The sequence below is a fragment of the Microbacterium ureisolvens genome (assembly GCF_019511645.1).
Taxonomy (GTDB): domain Bacteria; phylum Actinomycetota; class Actinomycetes; order Actinomycetales; family Microbacteriaceae; genus Microbacterium; species Microbacterium ureisolvens_A.
In genome coordinates, this window is the sequence record NZ_JAEUAX010000015.1 from 1 (window position 1) to 20,285 (window position 20,285).

The following is a 20,285-nucleotide window of genomic DNA, read 5'->3' on the forward strand; positions in this document are numbered from 1 at the left end:
GAATAGGGGGTTCCGGTGGGGGGTTTCGGGATGCGGTCCGGGATACCGCCGGGCCGCACGCCGTAGGCTCGGCGGGTGGAACTGTCCGAACTGGAAGCGCTCCTGACGCCCGAGGGCCTGCGCCTGCTCGACGCGATGGGGCCGGTGGAGTCGTCCGACGATGTCGCGCGCACCGTGACCCGGCTCCGCCGCGACGGCCACTCCCCCGACCTCGTCTCGGCCGTCGTGGGCCAGGCGCGGCTGCGCACACGCGCGCGGGCGAAGTTCGGCGACCTGGCGCAACGGATGCTGTACACCCGCGCGGGTCTCGAACAGGCGACGCGGCTGCCCATCGCGGCCCGGCACGCGGCCCGGTTCCGTGACGCAGGGTTCACGCGCGTCGCCGACCTCGGCTGCGGCATCGGCGGTGATGCCCTCGGACTCGCCGGACTCGGCCTGCGCGTCACGGCGGTCGATGCCGACCCGGTGACCGCCGGCATCGCGGCCTACAACCTCGCCCCCTTCGGAGCCGACGCCGAGGTGCGTCTCGGCACCGCCGAAGAGACCGACCTCGACGGCGTCGATGCCGTGTGGCTCGACCCGGCGCGCCGCACCACGGGACACTCCGAGACCTCCCGCACCCGTCCCGAGGACTGGTCCCCGTCGCTCGACTGGGTGTTCGACCTCGCGCAGCGCATGCCCGTCGGCGTAAAGCTCGGCCCCGGGCTCGACCGCGGCCTCATCCCCGCCGACGCCGAGGCCCAGTGGGTGAGCGCCGACGGGTCGACCGTCGAGCTGGTGCTGTGGTCGGGAGCGCTGGCCCGCCCGGGCGTGCGCCGCGCCGCGCTCGTCATCCGCGGCGATCAGGCGCATGAGCTGACGGCGCAGACGGATGCTGCGGACCAGCCCACCCGATCCCTCGGCGCGTTCCTCCACGAGCCCGACGGCGCCGTCATCCGCGCGCGCCTCATCGGCGACGTCGCCCGCACGCTCGAGGCCGGGATGCTCGACGAGCACATCGCCTACCTCACGTCGGACGCCGCCCTCACGTCGCCGTTCGTCTCGACGTTCCGCGTGCGCGAGGTGCTGCCCGCCGACGAGAAGGCCCTCGCGAAGGCGCTCCGCGAGCGCGACATCGGCCGCCTCGAGATCAAGAAGCGCGGAGTGGACATCGACCCCGCGGCCCTGCGCACCCGCCTGAAACTGCGCGGGTCGGCTTCGGCGACGCTCTTCCTGACGCGCATCGGCACGCGGCGCACGGCGATCCTCGCCGACCGGGTCTGACCTCGATCAGCCGATGATGTGGGCTTGCGCCGCGGCGAAGAGAAGCCAGCCGGCGCTGTAGATGAACGACAGCGTGCCGAGCACGATCGCCCAGATCGCCATCGCGCGGCTCTCCAGTGGTCGACGAAGAGCGATGACGGCCGACACGACGGCGACGAGGCCGATCGGGAAGCCCCAGCCGACGAACATCGACACGATGAGGCCGACGATCGCGAACGCGAGCGCCCAGCCCGCGAGGCCGCGGTGAAACGCCGAGTCGGTCGCCGTCCACGAGGTGTCGTCAGGCGTGAAGTCGCCGCCCGGCTCCGCCGGAGCCGTCTCCACGGTGACGGCGACAGGCGCCGTGGGAAGACGATGGAACCCGCCGCGATGCGCCCCCGGCAGGGGGGACGCGTCCTGCGCGAGATCGACATCGGGCGACACCGGAGTCACCGTCGGCTCCACCGGGCCCTTCGCGCCGTCCGGCGCTTCGTCTGTCGCATCCGCGCCCACGAGCGATGCGCTGTCCGCATCCTCAGGCGCCGGCTCGAGGTCACCCGGATCGGCCCCGGGCGTCTCGTCCTCGGCGGGTGGCAGCATCCGTTCGTCCGTCATGCCGACTCCGCGACCTGGATCTCGGTGACGGGCAGCGTCGAATCGGCGCCGAATTCGAGGGTCGAGGGCGCACGGCCCGACATGATGAGCTCCGAGGTCAAGGCCGCGATCATCGCGCCGTTGTCGGTGCACAGCGACAGCGGCGGGATGCGCACGGTCACGCCCTCGGCCGCGGCGCGCTCGATCGCCACGTCGCGCAGCCGCCGGTTGGCGATGACGCCGCCGCCCAGCAGCAGGCGCGGCACACCGTGGTCGCGGCACGCGGCGAGGGCCTTCGTGACGAGCACGTCGACGACGGCCTCGCGGAAGCTCGCGGCCACGTCGGCCACGGGCACGGTCTCCCCTTGAGCCTCGCGCTGCTCGACCCACCGCGCGACCGCGGTCTTGAGGCCCGAGAACGAGAAGTCGTAGCGGTGCTTCGCCATGTCGCTCGCGCGCGACAGTCCCCGGGGGAACGCGATCGCCTTCGGATCGCCGGATGCTGCGGCCCGGTCGATCTCGGGACCTCCGGGATACGGCAGCCCGAGCAGTCGCGCGACCTTGTCGAAGGCCTCGCCCGCGGCATCGTCCATCGTCTCGCCGAGCAGCTCGACGTCGGTCGTGAGGTCGCGGACGAGGAGCAGCGACGTGTGCCCACCGCTGACGAGGAGCGCGACGGTCGGGTACTCGAGGGGTGGCGCGTCGGCGTCGAGGATGTCGGCGGCGATGTGCCCGACGAGGTGGTTGACGGCGTACAGCGGCTTCTCGAGCGAGACGGAGAGGGCCTTCGCGGCGCCGACGCCGACCATGAGCGCGCCGGCGAGTCCCGGGCCGGAGGTCACCGCGACCGCGTCGAGGTCGGCGAGCGTCACCCCCGACTCGGCGAGCGCGGCCTCGATCGACGGCTGCAGCGCCTCGAGGTGCGCACGGGCGGCCACCTCGGGCACGACGCCGCCGTAGCGGGCGTGCTCGTCCATCGAGCTCGCGATCGTGTTGGACAGCAGCGTGCGGCCGCGCACGATCCCGATCCCCGTCTCGTCGCAGCTCGTCTCGATGCCGAGCACCAGCGGTTCGGCGCGGTTCACGTGCACACCCCTCCGTCCTCGTCCCGCCGGGCCCACCCGCGCAGGTCAAGCTTCATCACCACCGCGTCGACGTCGTCCGGCTGGTAGTACCGCGGCTTGCGGCCGATCTCGGCGAAGCCCTCCGACGCGTACAGGGACTGGGCGACGGGGTTGTCGGCGCGCACCTCGAGGAACACGTCCGTGACGCCGCGCCGCGCGGCCTCCTCGAGCAGCGCCCTGAGCATCGCGCGGCCGCGGCCGCGGCCCCGCGACACCTCGGCGATCGTGATGGTCTGGATGTCGGCATCCTTCGCCCCGGCGACTGCCCGAAGGCCCCCGTACCCGACGAGGCGGCCGGCTTCATCGTCGACGACGTACCAGCCGTGCGGCGACGAGAGCTCTTCGCGCATCATCGCCTCGGACCACGCGTCGGTCGGGAACGACGTGCGCTCGAGCGTCATGATGGCGGCGAGGTCGTCGGCGGTCGCGGGGCGCAGCGTCACAGGTTCACCCGCTTCGGCGCGTGCGGCAGCGTCACGTCGGGCGAGCGGAGGTAGAGCGCGTCGGCGGGCCCGATGGTGCGTCCGGCGGCGAGCGCGCGGGCCGCGGCGAGCGCGAGCATGGCCGCGGGGATGCGGTCGGCGTCGCGGCGCGCGGCCCCGGCGCTCGCGAGCACGCCGTCGAGGTCGTCGCGGGGAGCGAGGGCGGACTCCGTCACGCGCACGGGCAGGCCATCGTCGTCGAGCCCGCGGTACAGCGTGTACGCGAACTCGCGGCGGCGCGCGTCGGTGACGACGGCGAACGTCTCGTCGGACGACTCCTCGTATCCGCCCGTGAGCGCATCGTGGATGAGCAGCTCGAGGGCGACGGCGTCGTGGCTCGGGACCGGCACGACCGGCACACCGCGCCCGAGAGCGAACGTGCGGGCCGCGGCGATGCCCACGCGCAGCCCGGTGAACGGGCCGGGTCCCATGCCCGCAGCGACATGCGTGATCTCGGACGGAGAAAGGGATGCCTCCGCCAGCGCCTGCTCGATCAGCGTGCCGATCACCTCGGCGTGGCCGCGGGGGTCTGCGCTCTCGACCTGCGAACGGATGACGCCGTCCGGCTCGACCACCGCCACCGCGGAGCCGAGCGACGTGTCGATGCCGAGAATCACCCTTCCAGGGTAGTCGGCGCCCCGTGCCGGGAGATCCGAGCGGCTCGGGCGCTTCCGCTCCTCAATCGAGGACCAGGGCAGAGGTGAGGAGCCTCTCGCCGGGTTTCCGTCCTCATCTCGGGCGTAACCCTCGATTGAGGACGCGTCACCCGAGGCGCAGACGGAGGATGGATGCCGCGGCCGCCGGACGCTCAGCCGTGCCGGGTGATCTTCACGAGGCGGGGGGTGTCGGCGTCGAGCTCGGCCTCGTGGGCGACGGTGCCGCACGCGTCGTCGACGCCGTGGCCGTGCCACTCGCGCTCCAGCTCGACCTCCCACCACCGGTCGCGCAGGCCGTCGACGAGACCCCGTCCCCACTCGACGATGACGACGGAGCCGTCGAAGTCGATATCGAGGTCGTCGAGCTCCGCGGCGGAGCCCAGGCGGTATGCGTCGACGTGCACGAGCGGTGCGCCGTCCGACAGCGACGGATGCGTCCGGGCCAGCACGAACGTCGGGCTCTGGATCGGCCCCCGCACGTCGAGCCCCCGGCCGATGCCGCGGGTGAGCGTTGTCTTGCCCGCGCCGAGCGGACCGGTGAGCACCACTATGTCGCCGGGGCGCAGCATTCGTCCCATCTCTTCGCCGAGTGCCTCCATCGACGCGGGCGAGGTGATCTCGCGCGTGCCGACAAGGGCGTCGAGTCCCTGGGTCTGCGTGTTCACGCCGGGTGCAACGCCCGCGGCGTCCTCCGCGTTCCCGCTCATCGCCGCTCCCTCGTCCGTAACTCAGGATGGCTGCGCGGGCCGGAATGCAGAACCCGCGAATCTCCGCGGTTCCCGCGGACGCTCGCCCACAACGGTCGTGAGTAAGGAACGCGGCGCCCGCTCATTCCGACACCTGCCGGCGGGGTACGCGGGGGCCGATGCGGGTGACGATCTCGTAGTTGATGGTGCCGGCGGCGTCCGCCCAGTCGGCGGCCGACGGCACGCCCAGGGTCGGGTCGCCGAACAGCACCGCCGCGTCGCCCACGGCGACGGGTGCATCGCCCACGTCGACGACGAACTGGTCCATCGCGATGCGGCCGGCGACGGCGAACCGGCGTCCGCCGATCACCACGGGCCCCGCACCCGACGCCTGGCGCGGCACGCCGTCGGCGTACCCCAGGGGCACGAGGGCGAGCGTCGTGTCGCGCTCGGCGCGGTAGTCGTAGCCGTACGACACGCCCGTGCCCGCGGGCACGCGGCGGACGGCCGCGACCGATCCGCGCAGGGTCATCGCGGGGCGCAGGCCCAGGTCGGCCGAGGTGCGGTCGTCGAACGGCGAGAGTCCGTAGATGCCGATGCCGATGCGGACGCACCCGAGGCGCGCCTCGGGCAGGTCGATCGCGGCGTGCGTCGCCGCGATGTGCCGCAGCGGCGGCGCGAGGCCGAGCGAGGCGGCGACGGCCACCGCGTCCTCGAACGCCCGCAGGGCGGCGCGGTCGTCCTGGGTCGACGCGTTCGAGAGGTGGCTGAACAGCGCGATGACGCGCACCCGCCCGATCCGCTCGAGGCGCGCGGCCTCGGCGAACACGACGCGGTAGTCGGCCGGGGCGATGCCGTTGCGGGAGAGCCCGGTCTCGAGTTTCAGGTGCACACCGACGGGACGATCGGCGGATGCTGCGGCCGCAGCCTTCTGCAGCTGCTCGAGGCTCGAGATACCGAGCTCGATCCCGAGTGCGGCGGCCTCGGCGAAATCCGCCCCGGGCGCGTGCAGCCACGCGACGATCGGAGCATCGATGCCCGCGCGGCGCAGGGCCAGCGCCTCGGTGATGTCGGAGACCCCGAGCCGCGATGCGCCACCGGCGAGCGCGGCGAGCGCCGAGCGAACGGCCCCGTGCCCGTACCCGTCGGCCTTGACGACCGCGATGATCTCCGACCCCGTGAGCCGCCGCAGGTGCCGCACGTTGTCTTCGATGGCGCCCACGTCGACGAGTGCCTCGCGGAGGGCACCGGCGGGCAGGCGGCTCACGCGCCGGCTCCTTCGGCGCCCCGCGATCCGCGAGACAGGGGGTTCGCAGCGAGACCGGGGACGTTGCCCTCGGTCTCGCGGAGAATCCCCTGGGTCGGCGCCTCCGGCACGGCCTCGAGAATCACGAACGCGGTCGCGAGGCCGGCGTCGTGCGAGAGGGACAGGTGCAGCGCCGTGATTCCCCGCTCGGCGATGACATCAGCCGTCGAGCCGCGCAGCGAGAACAGCGGACGACCTGACGCCTCCGACGCGATCTCGATCTCTGTCCAGTGCACCCCGTCCGAGCCGCCGAGCGCCTTGATGAGCGCCTCCTTCGCGGCGTACCGCGCGGCCTGCGAGTGCGGCTTGAGCTGCTGCTCCGCCTCCGAGAAGAGCCGCGGGAGCAGCTGCGGGGTGCGCTCGATCGTCCGCTCGAACCGAGGGATGTCGACGATGTCGACGCCGATACCGACGATCATGTGGTCCTCCTGCATGCTGCAGCCGCAGCATCCGCCACCCTATCGCGGCCCTCCGTCGCCCGACCTCCCCGTTGAGTCGGCGATGGATGCTGCTACTCGACCGTCACCGACTTCGCGAGGTTGCGGGGCTGGTCGACGTCGAGGCCCTTGGCCGTCGCGAGACCCATCGCGAAGACGTGCAGCGGGACCACCGCGAGGAGCGGCTCGAAGAACGGGCCGGCCAGAGGGATGCGGAGCACCTCGTCGGCCTTCGGCAGCACGGCGGCGTCGCCCTCTTCGGCGATCGCGATGACGCGGGCACCGCGCGCCCGGATCTCCTCGATCGAGGAGATGACCTTCTTGTGCATCTCGGACGACTTGCGCGGCGACGGCACGATCACGAAGACCGGCTGGCCGGGCTCGATGAGCGCGATCGGGCCGTGCTTGAGCTCGCCGGCGGCGAAGCCCTCGGCGTGGATGTACGCGAGCTCCTTGAGCTTGAGCGCACCCTCCAGCGCGATCGGGAAGCCGACGTGACGACCGAGGAACAGCACCGAGCGGGTGTCGGCCATCCAGTGGGCGAACTGCTCGATGCGGGGCTGCTCGCGCTCGAGGATCTGCGCGATCTTGCCCGGGATCGCCTCGAGCTCGCGCACGTGGTCGGCGGCGGCCTCCGGCGTGATCGCGCCGCGGACGCGGCCGATGTGCAGGGCCATCAGGTAGAGGGCCGTGATCTGCGCGACGAAGGCCTTGGTCGAGGCGACCGCGACCTCGGGCCCGGCGTGCGTGTAGACGATCGCGTCGGACTCCCGCGGGATCGTCGCCCCCTGCGTGTTGCAGACCGACAGCGTCTTCGCGCCGTGCTCGCGCGCGTACTTGACGGCCATGAGGGTGTCCATGGTCTCGCCCGACTGGCTGATCGACACGACGAGGGTGTCGGGCCCGATCACCGGGTCGCGGTAGCGGAACTCGTGGGCGAGCTCGACGTCGACCGGGATGCGGGTCCACTGTTCGATCGCGTACTTGCCGACCTGGCCCGCGTACGCGGCGGTGCCGCAGGCGATCACGATGATGCGCGAGACGTCGGCGAAGAGCTCGTCGAGACCGTCGAGCTCGGGGATCACGACCTGACCGTCGCGGACGCGCCCGCGGATCGTGTTGGCGACGGCGTCGGGCTCCTCCGAGATCTCCTTGGCCATGAACGACGACCATCCCCCCTTCTCGGCGGCGGCGGCGTCCCAGGTGACCTCGAACGGCTCGACCTCGACGGGGTTGCCGTCGAAGTCGGTGACGGTCACGGCCTCCGGGGTGATCGCGACGATCTGGTCCTGCCCGATGGCGAGGGCGTTGCGCGTGTGCTCGACGAACGCGGCGACGTCCGAGCCGAGGAAGTTCTCGCCCTCGCCGAGGCCGATCACGAGCGGCGAGTTGCGACGGGCGCCGACCACCAGACCGGGCTGGTCCTCGTGCACGGCGAGGAGCGTGAACGCTCCTTCGAGGCGTGACACGACGGCGCGGAACGCGCTGACGAGGTCGCCGGTGCGGGTGTACTCGCGACCGAGGAGCACCGCGGCGACCTCGGTGTCGGTCTCGCTGCGGAACGTGAACCCGTCGGCGACGAGCTCGGACTTGAGCTCGAAGAAGTTCTCGATGATGCCGTTGTGGATCACGGCGAGCTTGTCGTCGTCGGCGAGGTGCGGGTGCGCGTTGCCGTCGGTCGGGCCGCCGTGCGTCGCCCACCGGGTGTGGCCGATGCCGGTGGTGCCGTCGGCGAGCGGGTGGGCGGCGAGGTCGTCGCGCAGCACCTTCAGTTTGCCCGCGCGCTTGCGCATCCCCAGTCCGCCGTCGCCGTCGATGACGGCGATGCCCGCGGAGTCGTAGCCCCGGTACTCGAGGCGCGAAAGACCCGAGATCAGTACGGCCTGGCTCGGGCGCGGGCCCACGTATCCGACGATTCCACACATGGGCTCAATGGTAGGCGGGCGGTTTCGCAAGGAACCCTTACGAATACGGCCGCCTCACTCAGCGCGGCGGCGGTGAGGGCCGCCGGGTGCGGTCGAACTCGAGTCCGCTCTCCGCCTCGCCGGCGGCGGGGCGCACGCGACGGCCGGTCCACAGGACCCATGACCCGTCGGCCCGGCGCGCGGCCTGAGGGACGCGCTGCACGCGCACCCCCTGGCGCGGGACCTCGGCCGCCAGGAGCCGCCGCTGCTCCTCCTCGTCGAGCAGGCGCCCGGCCGGCTCCACACCCTTCCCGCCGCGGTCGACGTCGGCGCGTTCGAGCGTGACGCCACGATCCGAGATGCGGGCCAGGTAGGGGAACCAGTTCGTCGGCACGTACGTCATGAGCTCGTAGCCGAGCACCTGATCGGCGGGCTGCGTGCCCGGGTCGATCGCGGGCACGGGCGGCGCGGGCAGCGCGGCGACGATGCGGGGGTCGCCGGAGTCCGCCGGGACCGTCTGCTCGATCGCCCACACCAGGTTCGCCGTCTCGTCGCGGACGAAGCGCACGTCCTCGATCGCGGCCCCCTCGAGGCGTGCCGCGATGGCGGGCGGCACGAACAGGCCGGCCAGATCGCGACGCACTTCGCCTGTCGCGCCTTCCCACGCCCGCTCGCTCGTCGAGTACATCCGCCACGTCGGGGTGAACCGTCCCGCGGGGACGGCCGGCGCCTTCTCGTCGGCGTGCCACCGGGCCCCGAACGTGTCGCGCCACTGCACCGAGGTGACCCTCAGCACTCCGCCCGGCGGCGAGTCGACGGGCACGACGAGCCAGTCGTCGCCCGCCATGATCGCCGCCTCGACCACGGCGAGCCGGGCGAGCTCGTGCGGATCGGCGAACGCGGCGCCGAGGTCGATGTCGGCGTCCTCGAACTCCCAGAACCGCGACACCGGCATGCCGGGGAACGACAGCTGCGAGGCGAGCAGTGCGCGGTCGATCTGCTCGGGTTCGACGCCGTCGGCCGGCGGAGGCGTGCGCGAAGGATCGGAGTCGAACGTCGCCCATCCGATCTCGCCGGCGCCGTGCTGCGGCGCGTGGAGCACAGCACTCGTCGTCGCGACCGCGAACTCGTACTCGAGCCGGTCGCCGAGCCAGCTCGAGGGTGCGACCTCGCGATCGACCTCCGCGTCGAACCACACCAGCCAGTCGTCGACGGCGCCCTCCGCGCGCCGGCGTCGTTCAAGGCTGCCGCGCAGGGCGGCGGTGAACCAGTCCGGACGCTCACCCGCGAACTGCCGCGCCACCTCGAACGGATCGACGGCGCGGCCTGCGAGCACGCCTTGCACCGCGGCCCATCCGCTGGGCGGCTTCCCGTCGGGACCCGGCTCCGGCGTAGGGGCCGGGCAATGCTCGAGCAGGGCCGCCACGAGCGTCCGCTCCCCCAGCTCGAGAAGCGTCTGCTGCAGGGCCGCTCCAGCCGATGCGGCGAGGCGAGCGGATGCGGCGGGCGCGGCCCCTCCCGCCCCTCCTTCGGCATCGCGCCCGGCCTCACGCTCGACCAGGGGTTCGAGGAGCTCCCCCGGCGCGAGCGGGAGCCAGTCCCGGTCCGGACCGAACGGGCCGGGATGCCACGCCACCAGCGGGTCGAACTCGGCGTGCACGTCGACGCGGATCGGTGTTCCGGTGTCCTCCCCGGCGAACTCTCCGACCTGCCACTGCCTGCCGAGCATCCACAACGGATCCCAGACCTCCGCCATGAGCCCGACGAGCGGGTCGCCGCTGACGGGATTCGGTTCGATGCGGGTTTCGTAAGGGCGGATGAATGTGAGCTTCGAGAACGCCTGCGCGCGGAAGATACCGGCCATCGCGTCACCGTGCCTTCGTGTAGGTCGAGACGATGCGGTCGGCTCCGGCGAGGCCGCGGGGATCGATGACGTTCTCGTCGATCAGCGACCAGTGCGTGACCGCGATCGCGGGCAGCAGCTCGCCGAGCCGGCCGAGGTCGCCGGGAGTCGCCAGGCGCATGAGCGCCAGCGCGCGCACCTCGTCGAGCAGAGCGAGGATCCGCGCCTCGCTCCAGGCGCCGCCGTCGGGGCTGACGCCCAGGAGAAGGGCATGCGGGGCGCGCGCGGCGGGTGCGTCGGCGTGTATTGCGAGCCCCGTCGACACCAGCTGCCTCGGCTCGCGTCCCTCGCCGACCCGCCGCAGGGCCGGCCGGTGCTCCGCCCACTGGTCCACGACGAACCCGGCGACCACGCCCGTCGCGTCGAACCCGGGCATCCGTTCGAAGACGAGCTGTGTCGCCGCGCCGTCGGGCGCCTCGCCGTCGCCCACCCAGCGGTCGGCTCCGAATACCGCGATGCCGAGCCCCGCAGCCCGCTCCGTCGCGACGCGCAGGGCCGAGAGCGTGCTGAATCGCGCGACGGCGGGGCGCACGTGCGTCATGCGGGCGAGCCATCGCCTCACGGTCGGCAGCGCGTCTGCGTCGACGAGCGCTCCCGGGAGCGCGGGGTCCGGGGGCGGGCGCAGATCGGGCACCACCGGCACCCGGCCCACGACTTCGGCGAGTGCCACAGCGGGGTCTTCGGCGGCCTGCGCCGCGGCGATGCGCGCGCGAAGCGCGGCGATCAGGCCCGCCACGAAGTCGGTCAATACCGTCGGCTCACCCCCCAGCGAACCCGGGTCCGTCTCACCCCCGAGGCCGACCAGGGCGAGGTCGTCGGCGCGGCGCAGCAGCTGGGCCGTCCGCGTGGGCAGCGGCAGGCCGGCGAGCTCCTCCAGCTCCTCGATCACAGCGATGCGTCGCGTGGCGAGCGCCGCGGTCTCCGGCTCGTGGCGTGCGATGTCGTTTCCGGATCCGGCGGCGACCAGGTCGTCGGGTTCGAGCGCGCGCGCGTTCTCGAGCACCGCCCTCGCGGCCGCCGCCAGCTGCCAGGCGTCGTGCAGCGTGATGCGTCGCGCGCCCAGCTGCGCGTGCGAGCGCACAGGCGTATCGGGCAGACCGCCGCGGCGGCGCCGGCAGCGCTGCCAGAAGCGCTCGAGTCCGGTTTCGCTGCCGTCGGCGGCGAGCACGAAGTCCAGCGCGCTGATGTCCACGGCCGAGAGGTTGACGGTGCCGCCGTCAGGCCGCACCCGGAGCGCGATCAGGTCGGCCCGCCCGAGCACGGCGCGGCACCAGGCCTCCCAGAACGGGTGCGCACGGGAACGGATGCTGTGCGCCCAGCCTCCCGCGGGCCCCGGCGCCGTGCCCGCCGCGGCGGAGAGCACCGCCAGTCGCTGGGTGATGCCCTGACGCTCGGCCGGCGAGCGGGGCACGTCGGGTTCCTCGGGCAGCACGTCTCCTGACAGCGCATCCATGGCCGCGGCCGCGCGGGCGGTGGCGCCCGCGGCCAGCTGGTGCACGCCCTCGGCGAGCATGAGGTCCGACACGGCGTCTGCGAGGCGCTCGAGCCGCTCGACGAGCGTGTCGACTGCTCTCAGCTCGTCTTCCGTCGGCAGGCTCCAGCCCTCGTACGTCTGCTCCTTCTGCAGTGCCGTCCTGAGTCCGGCGCGCTTCTGCAGGAGCACGAGTCCGTCGACGACCGCCCCCGTGAGGGCGAACGCCGCCCCGTCGGCCGGCGAGGGGGGCGTCTCCCGCCCGACCACGAGCGGTGCGTGCGCGCGCAGCGCCGGCACGAGCCGGTTGAGCACCTTGTCGTGCTCGTGAAGCCAGCGTTCGAATCGGTAGCCCAGCAGCGCGCCCAGCTCCTGGCCCTGCGCCATGCCCCGCACGATGTCGACCGCTTCCCGTGTGCGGGTGCTGCTGAGGTCGATCTCGAATGGGCTCTCGGCTCCTTCGTGCGGCGCGTGCGTGAGCCGCGCGCTGCGCAGCAGCGCCGCGGTGGCGGCGTGCGTCGGCGACGGCGCCTGGATCCAGCCCACCCCGCGCGACTCGACCGCCGTGTCGGGATCGGCCGACCGCGGATCCAGCGTGATGTCCTCGAGCCACGCGTACGCCCCCAGGGCGATACCCCTCGGTTGGTCGCGCCGCAGGCGCGCCAGCCGCCGGCTTGCGAGCGCGGTCACCCACGCATCGAGGCGATGGGATGCTGCGTCCAGCGCGCCCGCGAGAAGTCGCTGCCGATGCGCATCGCCGTGGATCTGGGCCAGTCGGGCGATGCCGGTGCGCGTGCGGTGAGCGGTGTCGAGGGCGTCGAGGTATTCGAGAAGGAGGGCGAGCAGCTCGCGGGCCTGGGTGAGCAGGTCCGGCCCGGGGATGCGGAAGCGGTCCAGGAGCGGCGACCCGCGCACCGCGTCGACGAGGCGCGCGTGGTCGAAGCGCAACCGGTCGAGGATGTCGCGGGCGAGCGTGTCGAGCGTTGCAGTGTCGATGTCGAACAGATCCGGGCCGACGGCGGAGACGAGCAGGTCCGCGAGACGCACGCCGTCGTCGCCGAGCCGCGGCGGTCCGCCGGGCTGCTGGGGGGCCGCGAACTGCTCCCACCAGAAGGTGAGCTGGCCGACGATCTCGTCGCGGATCCCGGCGGCCTCCCGCCCGGTGGGGTCACGGTCGAGGATGTCGAGCAGCTCCGGTCCGATGTCCAGGTGGCGCACGATCGCGGCCCGCGCGGCGCGGGCCTCGGCGCGTGCGTTCTCACGGGCGGCGGTGAGCAGCATCTGCAGCACGCTCTCCTCGCCGACGTCGCCGGTCCCCTCTACCAGCCGCGCCAGCGCGTCGGCGTCGCTGTCGTGCACGAGCGGGAGGCCGAGCATGCGGACGCCGCCGAGATGCGGCACCTGCCGAAGCGAGCCGGGCTCCACGCGGAGCCGCTCCTCGAGCTCGCGCGTCGCGCGGCGGCGCTCCTCCTCGCTGTCGGGGTCGGTGCGGCGGATCGACGCCCCCAGCGGGCCGTCGGTCCGCAGGGCGCGCCGTGCGCGCACGTTCCGACTCGCCGGGGCCAGCCCGAGGATGCGCGGGAGGGTGTCAGCGAGGTCGCCGTCGTGGACCGAGGGCGGAAGGGGGGCCGACGCCCACAACGGCCACACGGCCCGCGCCACCCGGATCAGCAGCTGCTCGCTCCGGTCGTCGGGCACGAGCTCCTCGGTGAGGCAGGTCGGCAGCATGCCGTAGGGCTGCCGGTCGATGCGGAGGACTGGCAGCGGGCCCTCCGGCCGCACGAACCGCTCGACGTGATCGCGCAGATCGATCCGGTCGAACACGGTGAGCCCGCGCCGCCGTGGGCGCCAGGCGTCCCGCAGCCAGCGGCCCCAGGTGACGGGCCACAGCGCCATCGCCATGGCACCGGCGAGGTCCGGGTCCGCGGCGGTGCGCGGCCAGTCGTCGAACGCCTGGAGGTCGGCGACGCCGAGCGCCCGGGCGAGCGCGAGCGACGCAGCATCCGATGTGTCCTCCGTCGGCGGCGTCGCGGCGCGCGCCGCCTCGGTGTTGTTCGTCGGCGTGCCTGCGCCGACCAGCTCCGCGCGTGCGTGCCCCTTGAGCGCGTCGACGACGTCGTCCGCGCTGTCGTCCGGCGTGCCGCTGCGCGCGCCGATCACGTACAGGCGGTCGATGCGCGCCCGTCCCCCGTTGAGGGTCAGCGTGACCGCGAACCCGCGGTCGCGCGCGGCTCCGTAGTCGGTGAGCCAGGCGGCGTCGCCTCCCGGCGCCCCGCTCGCGAGCGCGCCGAGGCGCTGGGCGCCCGCTTCGAACTCGGTGTCGCCGGCCTCCTCGCCGATGTGGCCGAGCCCGAGACCCAGGTCGTCGTTCCGGCCGATCGGCGCGCCGTCTTCGATCGAGACGTCGCCGCCCTGCGCCGCGATGACCCGGAAGAAGTCCGGCATCAGCAGCGCGTGCGACGCCGTGTCGTCGATCGCCACGTCGTCCGGGTAGATGCGCACGAGCAGCTCGATGCTCCCATCGCCGGCGGCGGATTCACGCGACTGTGTCTCGACCCGCACGGGAACGAGCAGCAGGGGCACCGAGGTGTCGAGGTCGGACCACGGGTCAGCCATCGTCGCGCTCCTCTCCGATCTTGTCGAGAAGGGTGCGCACGCGGAAGCCGACCCGCGCCGGCCGCTGGAACAGCGCCCAGGCGACCTTCGCGGCGGTCTCGACGGCGGGCTGCGCGGCGTCCGAGACCGTCGGCACATCGGCCTTCAGGTGCGTGTCACCGGGGGCGAGGGTCCAGTGCGCCCAGTTGAGGTCGTCCCGCTCCGGCACCCCGCCGGCGGCCGGCCCCTCGTCGAGCCCGAAGCGGGGAGCGGCGACGTGCTCGGCGAGCGTGAACCAGTAGGCGCCTGGCGGCGGTGCCACCAGGGGGTCGGAATCCACCCCTGTGACCTCCGCCGAGGTCAGGTCGACCGCGACGATCAGGAGGTTCGGCGAGAGTGCGATGCGGAACAGCGGGGTCACCGGTGCCGGCTCGTACGTCACGACGAAGCCGTCGTCGGTGGCGGACGCCGCGGCGTTCGCCAGCACGTGGGGGAACCGCCGCACCAACTCGCCACGCACGACGAACACGAGCTTCCCGGACCGGGCGTCGTCGAGATGGGAGCCCAGTGCGCCGGTACGCATCGCGTGGATGCCGCTCTCGAGGTCCGGGTCGCGCGTCCAGAACCGGCGGAGACTGGTCGCGCGGCCGTCGGTCGGGTACTCGCGCCACACGAGTTCGCGCGCGAACTCGTGATTCGCCCCGACGAGGAACGCCTCGACGAATTCGGGATTCGTCTGCATCGCGGTGACCATGTCGGGCTCGGGAATCGCGGCGACGCCCGGCATGAGCCACTCCTGGTCGTAGCGGCTCAGGGCTTCGTAGAGCGGATGCCGGAACTCCGGGGCCGCCATGACGGTGGCCAAGTCGTCGGGGTCGCGACCGAACATCGCCGCGAAACCGGGCAGGCGAGTCGCGACACGCCGCGGGACGGTGAAGACCGGCAGGAGAAGCCGGGGCAGGTCGAGTGCGACGAGATCCAGCCGCGGCCGCGGCGGCTCGACCGGCTCGGGCAGGTCGCCGAAGAATCCGTCGACCAGCGTCTCCACGATGCCCGGATCGTGATCGCCGAACAGCCCGCGGATCTCCTCCTCGCCCGGGCCGACCTCCAGGGGATGCGCGCCGCCGAAGCCCCGCCGCTCCAGCGCGTGGAACACCGCTTCGAAGATCCCCTCGTTGAGTCGGCCGCTGTCGAACTCCGGCGGGTCGTCGGGACCGGCGCCGGTGTCGGGGAACCGCGCCACCGACACTGCGGGCAGCTCCCATACGGGGCGGCTGAGCGCGAGGCGCCAGCCGAGCGCGAGGAGCGTCGCGGTCTCGTCGAACAGCACCTCGAGCTCCGGGCCGTCAGGGAAGGCCTCGACCTCGAGCGGCACCGGAAGCTCGTCGATCACCTCGCGGAGAGTCGCCGTCGCCTCGTCGTCGGGCGCCACGTGCTGCAGGAGCGATGCGTCGCCGCCCTCCTCGAGCGCGCGCATCGGCCGCCCCTCCCCGGAGGTCGGCGGCTCCGGGATCGGCAGCACCCAATCGGCGCCGGCATCGCCGTCGGCGAGGACTCCGGAGGCGATCAGTGCCTTCTCGTCGTCGGCGGCGAACCGGGCGGCGTGACCCAGCGGACGCACGAGACGCCGCGCCGCGGCGCTCGTCGCCGCCGGCGGGAGCGCGCTGCGCGCGATCTGGCCGCGCGCGGTGACCTCGCCCGCCATCGTGCGCGCATGCGCCCGGGCCGTGGCCCCCAGCATCGCGCCCGGCAGCATGCGCTCGATCGTGCGCCGATGCAGGGCGGTCGCCGTGAACCGGGCGAACTGGGCGGCGCGCAGCACGGCGTCGACCTGCCGCACGTTCGGCAGCTGCGCCCAGGCCCCGGCCATCAGGTGCTCCTGGTCCATCCGCACGACGGCCGCGCCCAGCGCGGCCGCGATGCGCTGGGCCGGGTCGAGGCTGAGCTCCGACAGCCACTCCGGTTCCTGTGCCTGCTCGGGGAGCACCTCGAGCTCGAGGTGAGCTCCGCCGTACAGCGGCGGCCCCACCTCGGGGTCGTCCGCGGTGGGGCTCGGATTCACCAGCGCTCGCAGTGCGGCCGTGGCCGCGGCATCCCATCGTCCTTCGTCCCCCGGTTCCGGCCGGCCCGACAGAGTCGGGGCGATCAGCGCGCCCAGCACGCCGCGCGGCCCGTCGGTGGCGGAAGCGTCGACGCCGGCGCCCGGCTGCGACGTGTCGACCCACCGCCGCCCCAGCCCCCGCGCTGCGGGCACCGGCACGATCTGGCGGGCGAGCTCCTCGAAGCCGAGCGCGGGCCCGGTCGCGAACTCCCACCGGTCGTAGACCGGAAGCAGTGCGGTATCGCCCTCGCCCCACGACCACGCCAGCGTGTCGACCGGCGTCTGCCCGAGACCGGCGAGGCGGCCGGCCTCGAACGTCGGCACGACCAGCGCCGTCCACTGCTCGTTCGGCGTCAGCCTCCGCGGACTCAGCAGCCGCGAGAGGTTGAGCCTCGGCGAGCCCGCCCCGAGGCTGTCGGCGAGCTGTGCGGCCGACAGGCCCTTTCCCGCGACCTGTGCGTGCGCCCACGCCCACGCCTCCTCCGGCGGGGGCAGCTCCGACCGCGGGATCTTCTGCGACGGCGGCAGGTCGGGGCCGGCAGGCGGCTGCGGCGGCTCGAGCAGGCTGCGCGTGCGGACGACCACGAGCCGCACCCATGGGGGCAGCATGCCCTGGCGAGGCGCCGCCGGGGTGAACATCCACGGCAGGTCGGGCGCGTCGAACTCGATGTGCACGAGGTCGCCGGTGGGAGCGTTCCCGGTCCCCGCGACGGGATGGCGTCGGATGATCTGCGCGGGATCGATCGCCACGACGTCGCCCGGCCCGCGCACTCCGACCTTCTGCGACACGGTCTCGGTACCGCCGGCGCCGTCGCCGAGGGTGAAGGTCACCTCGATGACGGCGCGAGAGCTCTCCGTGGGCGCGAAGAGCGGTAGACGGATGCCGGCCGCCGCTCCGGTGCGGAAGTACGGCACGAATGTGAAGCTCTCGGCCTTCACCGCCTCGGGCGTGATCGCGGCCGCGAGCGCTGTCACGTCGAGGACCTTCACGGCATCGCCACCTTCGTCATCGCGGCGAGCCCGCCCGGAGCGACCCTCGCCGACCGCACCGCATCGCTCCACGGCGCGAACCCGCGCATCTCGGCGCCGGTGTCGACGTCGGTCAGGCGCACCTCGCTGACGGGGCGGACCCCGATCACCCGTACCGGTTCGCCCTCGAGATACCGGTCTGCGCTGCGCAGCGACGCCGCGCCGGCCGGACCCGCGTCGAGGAGGAGCGCGGCCCACCCGGTGAACAGCAACATGCGTCGGCCGCGCTGCGGCTCGACATCGGGTCGCTCGTGCCAGGAGTCCTCGTACGACATGGTCGCCTCGGCCGCGAAGCCGACGAGCTGCGACACCGCCGTCTCGGCGCCTGCGGGGTCGATCGCGATACCGCTCTGCCGGTCCTCGAACTCGGGCGCGGCGAGCTGCTCGTCCTTGGTCAGCTTCAGGAACTGGCCGACGGGGAACGACTGATTCACCGCGGAATGGGATGCCTCGGCCCCCGGTCCGAGCGTGACGGCACCGTTCACCGAGATCCGGCATCCGGCCGGCTCGACCACCGCGCGGCCGTGGCGATCGAGGGTCATCTCCAGCGGGAACGCCTTCTGGCTCACCTCCACCAGGCCCCAGGGCTCGATGACCAGTTCGCCGGCCGCGATCGGGCGGAGCCGGACCGGCACGCGCTGACGCTGACGGTCGACGCGCTGCCAGGCGTCGCGCTCGCGCATCGCGTCGCGCACGCGCTCGAGCGGGCGCACCGGCGGCGGCGCCGGATCGGGCGGTGCGCCGTCGCCGATCTCGATGGGCCCGAAGTCGAGGCTCGGGTCGGGGAGCGGCCAGGGCAGGCTCACCCTGCCGGTGCCGCTCACGCGCCAGGGACTCGGTCCCGCCAGGTGCAGCGAGAGCCGCACGCCCACCAGCGAGAAGCCGAGCACCTCGACGTGCGCGCTCGCGGTCGCGTCTACGACGAACCCGAACGGATCGAACTGGATGATCGCGTCGAGCGTGAGCGACCCGCGCACCGCCGCGACCCCGACCGACAGTCCCAGCTCGATCGAGCCGCCGAACTGGACGGTGTTGGGCGTGAGCGCGACGTAGCCCTGCAGGCGCAGCTGCAGGCCGATGGGCGGCGACATCTCCGCGCCGATGCGGCTGAGATCGGCCAGCTCGGCGGGCTTGTGGCTGTACGTCGGGTGGAAGCCCCCGGCACTGATCACCACGGTGCGCTCGCCCTCGAACCGGATCAGCATCCCGATGCCGCCGTACACGGAGACGAACCCGACCCGCGACGAGAAGAGCTCGGCGCGCAGGAGCACGATGCCCCGGCCGATCTGCACCAGCACCGCAGCCCGCAGGTCGATGATCGCTGCCTGCTCGTTCGGGATCGCCGCGCGCGCCCTACCGAGCACGAGGATGAGGGGGTCGGGCACGGCGAGGAGGACGGCGACGTCGAGCGTCACGAGGCTGACCGGGCGCCCCCATGCGAGCCGCACCATCGGGCCGATGACGAATCCGCCGGGCTCGCGGGGGAAGACCGCCGCGAGCGTCTGCAGGATCTTCGGCGCGGCCTTGCGCACGTCGTCGGGGAAGAGCAGGCGGTCGAGCACGCCGTCCTTCAGTCCGCTCGAGATCGCGGCCGGGTCGATGGTCACGCCCAGCCCCACGATGCCGCCCACCGCGTTGAGCGTGAAGAGGAACCCTAGCTCGACCGGCACAGGGAAGTGCACGGCCATCACCGCGACGAACGACAGACCCTCGCCGGGCACCGAGCGCAGCAGCCCGAAGGCTGTGACCTTCACCGGTCCGAGCCGCAGATCGAGCACACCGCCGAAGCCGTCGTCCATCGACAGCAGGTACCCCGACCCCGACACCGGTCCAGCGCTCAGCGACAGGCCGATGCCGTTCGGGGCCACCGGCGTGATCGCGTCGAGGCCGCCGAACGGAGGACCTCCCTGCAGCACCCGGTCGGCGTCGAGAGGCAGCCGCACGCCGTACCCGTCGATGCGCGCGCCGAGCACGCCCGCGATGTCGGTGGAGATCCGGCTGCGGATGAGCAGGGCGAACCGCGCGCCGTCGGGCTTCAGCGTGAGATCCAGTCCCTCGAGGTCGACCACCTTCGCGTCCAGCCGGGCCGGCAGCGCGATCGGCCCGAGGCTTCCGGCGCTCGTCACGCCACGGTCGTCGACGGTGAGCTCGAGATCCACGGCAGCGCTGCCCCCCGCGCCGATCAGCAGCCTCACGACGCCGGGCGCTGCGTGCCCGAGCTCGATGCGCACCTGCCGCCCGCGCACGGTCATGGCCAGACCCTTCGTGCCGAGTGTGACGATGAGCTCGATCGTGCCGGCCCGCAGAAGCGACACCTGGGCGTCATTCTTCGACCACGTGAGGTCGACGGCGTCGGCGCGCGGCGTCGCCGTGGGCGACGTCAACTGGAGCTGGCTCACGAGGGCGCCGGGCGGCGCTTTGTTCACGGCCCGCTGCACCGCGTCGGCGCCATTCGCCACACCGGGCAGCAGCGCGGCCGCCTCCAGGAACCTCTGCACCGCCGACCACGCGTGGCGTGCACCGTTCGCGACGTCGTTCGCGGCGAGAGCTGTGGCGGCAGCATCCGCCTCCAGAAGTCCGGCGTCGATGCGCGACTTCACCGCCGCCGGGTCCGGCGGCGGGGCGACGCCGAGCTCCTGACGCATCTTGTCGGGCGTGTCCATCGCGCGCAGGCGCGCGAGCACGTAGTCGATCGCCGCGCGCAGCAGCCGGCGGGGAAGTTCGTCCATCCTGACCTCCAGCGGTCATGGCGACG

Annotated in this window: 12 protein-coding genes and 1 pseudogene; 1 reads left to right on the forward strand and 12 read right to left on the reverse strand. The window is 73.3% G+C overall.

Translation table 11 applies throughout. From position 1 onward, the window contains the following. Positions 1-75: 75 nt before the first annotated feature. Complete coding sequence (locus JNB61_RS18090; RefSeq protein WP_220340542.1) at positions 76-1,263, forward strand: class I SAM-dependent methyltransferase; 1,188 nt, start codon at positions 76-78, stop codon at positions 1,261-1,263. A gap of 6 nt (positions 1,264-1,269) precedes the next feature. Here JNB61_RS18090 and JNB61_RS18095 read toward each other — a convergent pair whose 3' ends face one another. The 12 genes and pseudogenes from JNB61_RS18095 to JNB61_RS18150 form a co-directional block, all read right to left on the reverse strand. Then, on the reverse strand, positions 1,270-1,857 hold the full coding sequence (locus tag JNB61_RS18095; protein ID WP_220340543.1) for a DUF4190 domain-containing protein: 588 nt from the start codon (positions 1,855-1,857) through the stop codon (positions 1,270-1,272). Continuing rightward, entirely contained in the window at positions 1,854-2,921 is a 1,068-nt protein-coding gene (gene tsaD / locus JNB61_RS18100; RefSeq protein WP_220340544.1) for a tRNA (adenosine(37)-N6)-threonylcarbamoyltransferase complex transferase subunit TsaD, read from the reverse strand. The genes JNB61_RS18095 and tsaD overlap by 4 nt, the downstream gene beginning before the upstream one ends. Continuing rightward, on the reverse strand, positions 2,918-3,403 hold the full coding sequence (gene rimI / locus JNB61_RS18105; RefSeq protein WP_220340545.1) for a ribosomal protein S18-alanine N-acetyltransferase: 486 nt from the start codon (positions 3,401-3,403) through the stop codon (positions 2,918-2,920). The genes tsaD and rimI overlap by 4 nt, the downstream gene beginning before the upstream one ends. Further along, positions 3,400-4,059: a tRNA (adenosine(37)-N6)-threonylcarbamoyltransferase complex dimerization subunit type 1 TsaB gene (gene tsaB, locus JNB61_RS18110; RefSeq protein ID WP_220340546.1), complete on the reverse strand. Its 660-nt coding sequence runs from the start codon at positions 4,057-4,059 to the stop codon at positions 3,400-3,402. The genes rimI and tsaB overlap by 4 nt, the downstream gene beginning before the upstream one ends. A 191-nt stretch (positions 4,060-4,250) precedes the next feature. After that, complete coding sequence (gene tsaE, locus JNB61_RS18115) at positions 4,251-4,805, reverse strand: tRNA (adenosine(37)-N6)-threonylcarbamoyltransferase complex ATPase subunit type 1 TsaE (protein WP_220340547.1); 555 nt, start codon at positions 4,803-4,805, stop codon at positions 4,251-4,253. A 121-nt stretch (positions 4,806-4,926) separates the two neighbouring features. Continuing rightward, positions 4,927-6,051, reverse strand: coding sequence for an alanine racemase (alr, locus tag JNB61_RS18120; protein WP_220288308.1), 1,125 nt, complete (start codon positions 6,049-6,051; stop codon positions 4,927-4,929). 104 nt (positions 6,052-6,155) lie between these two features. Next, positions 6,156-6,509: pseudogene (locus JNB61_RS18125) on the reverse strand (holo-ACP synthase); the annotation flags it as partial. Between the two features lie 92 nt (positions 6,510-6,601). After that, on the reverse strand, positions 6,602-8,452 hold the full coding sequence (gene glmS / locus JNB61_RS18130) for a glutamine--fructose-6-phosphate transaminase (isomerizing) (protein WP_220340549.1): 1,851 nt from the start codon (positions 8,450-8,452) through the stop codon (positions 6,602-6,604). 58 nt (positions 8,453-8,510) lie between these two features. After that, entirely contained in the window at positions 8,511-10,295 is a 1,785-nt protein-coding gene (locus JNB61_RS18135) for a hypothetical protein (RefSeq protein ID WP_220340550.1), read from the reverse strand. A 4-nt stretch (positions 10,296-10,299) separates the two neighbouring features. Further along, positions 10,300-14,421: a hypothetical protein gene (locus tag JNB61_RS18140; protein WP_220340551.1), complete on the reverse strand. Its 4,122-nt coding sequence runs from the start codon at positions 14,419-14,421 to the stop codon at positions 10,300-10,302. Beyond that, on the reverse strand, positions 14,414-17,491 hold the full coding sequence (locus JNB61_RS18145; RefSeq protein WP_220340552.1) for a hypothetical protein: 3,078 nt from the start codon (positions 17,489-17,491) through the stop codon (positions 14,414-14,416). The genes JNB61_RS18140 and JNB61_RS18145 overlap by 8 nt, the downstream gene beginning before the upstream one ends. Continuing rightward, positions 17,488-20,259, reverse strand: coding sequence for a DUF6603 domain-containing protein (locus JNB61_RS18150; protein WP_220340553.1), 2,772 nt, complete (start codon positions 20,257-20,259; stop codon positions 17,488-17,490). Before JNB61_RS18150 ends, JNB61_RS18145 begins: the two co-directional genes overlap by 4 nt. Positions 20,260-20,285 lie beyond the last annotated feature (26 nt).

Coding starts and splice junctions, on each gene's coding strand:
- JNB61_RS18095 (WP_220340543.1), bottom strand. CDS start 1,857: ATGACGGACGAACGGATGCTGCCACCCGCCGAGGACGAGACGCCCGGG.
- tsaE (WP_220340547.1), bottom strand. CDS start 4,805: ATGAGCGGGAACGCGGAGGACGCCGCGGGCGTTGCACCCGGCGTGAAC.
- glmS (WP_220340549.1), bottom strand. CDS start 8,452: ATGTGTGGAATCGTCGGATACGTGGGCCCGCGCCCGAGCCAGGCCGTA.
- JNB61_RS18135 (WP_220340550.1), bottom strand. CDS start 10,295: ATGGCCGGTATCTTCCGCGCGCAGGCGTTCTCGAAGCTCACATTCATC.
- JNB61_RS18140 (WP_220340551.1), bottom strand. CDS start 14,421: ATGGCTGACCCGTGGTCCGACCTCGACACCTCGGTGCCCCTGCTGCTC.
- JNB61_RS18150 (WP_220340553.1), bottom strand. CDS start 20,259: ATGGACGAACTTCCCCGCCGGCTGCTGCGCGCGGCGATCGACTACGTG.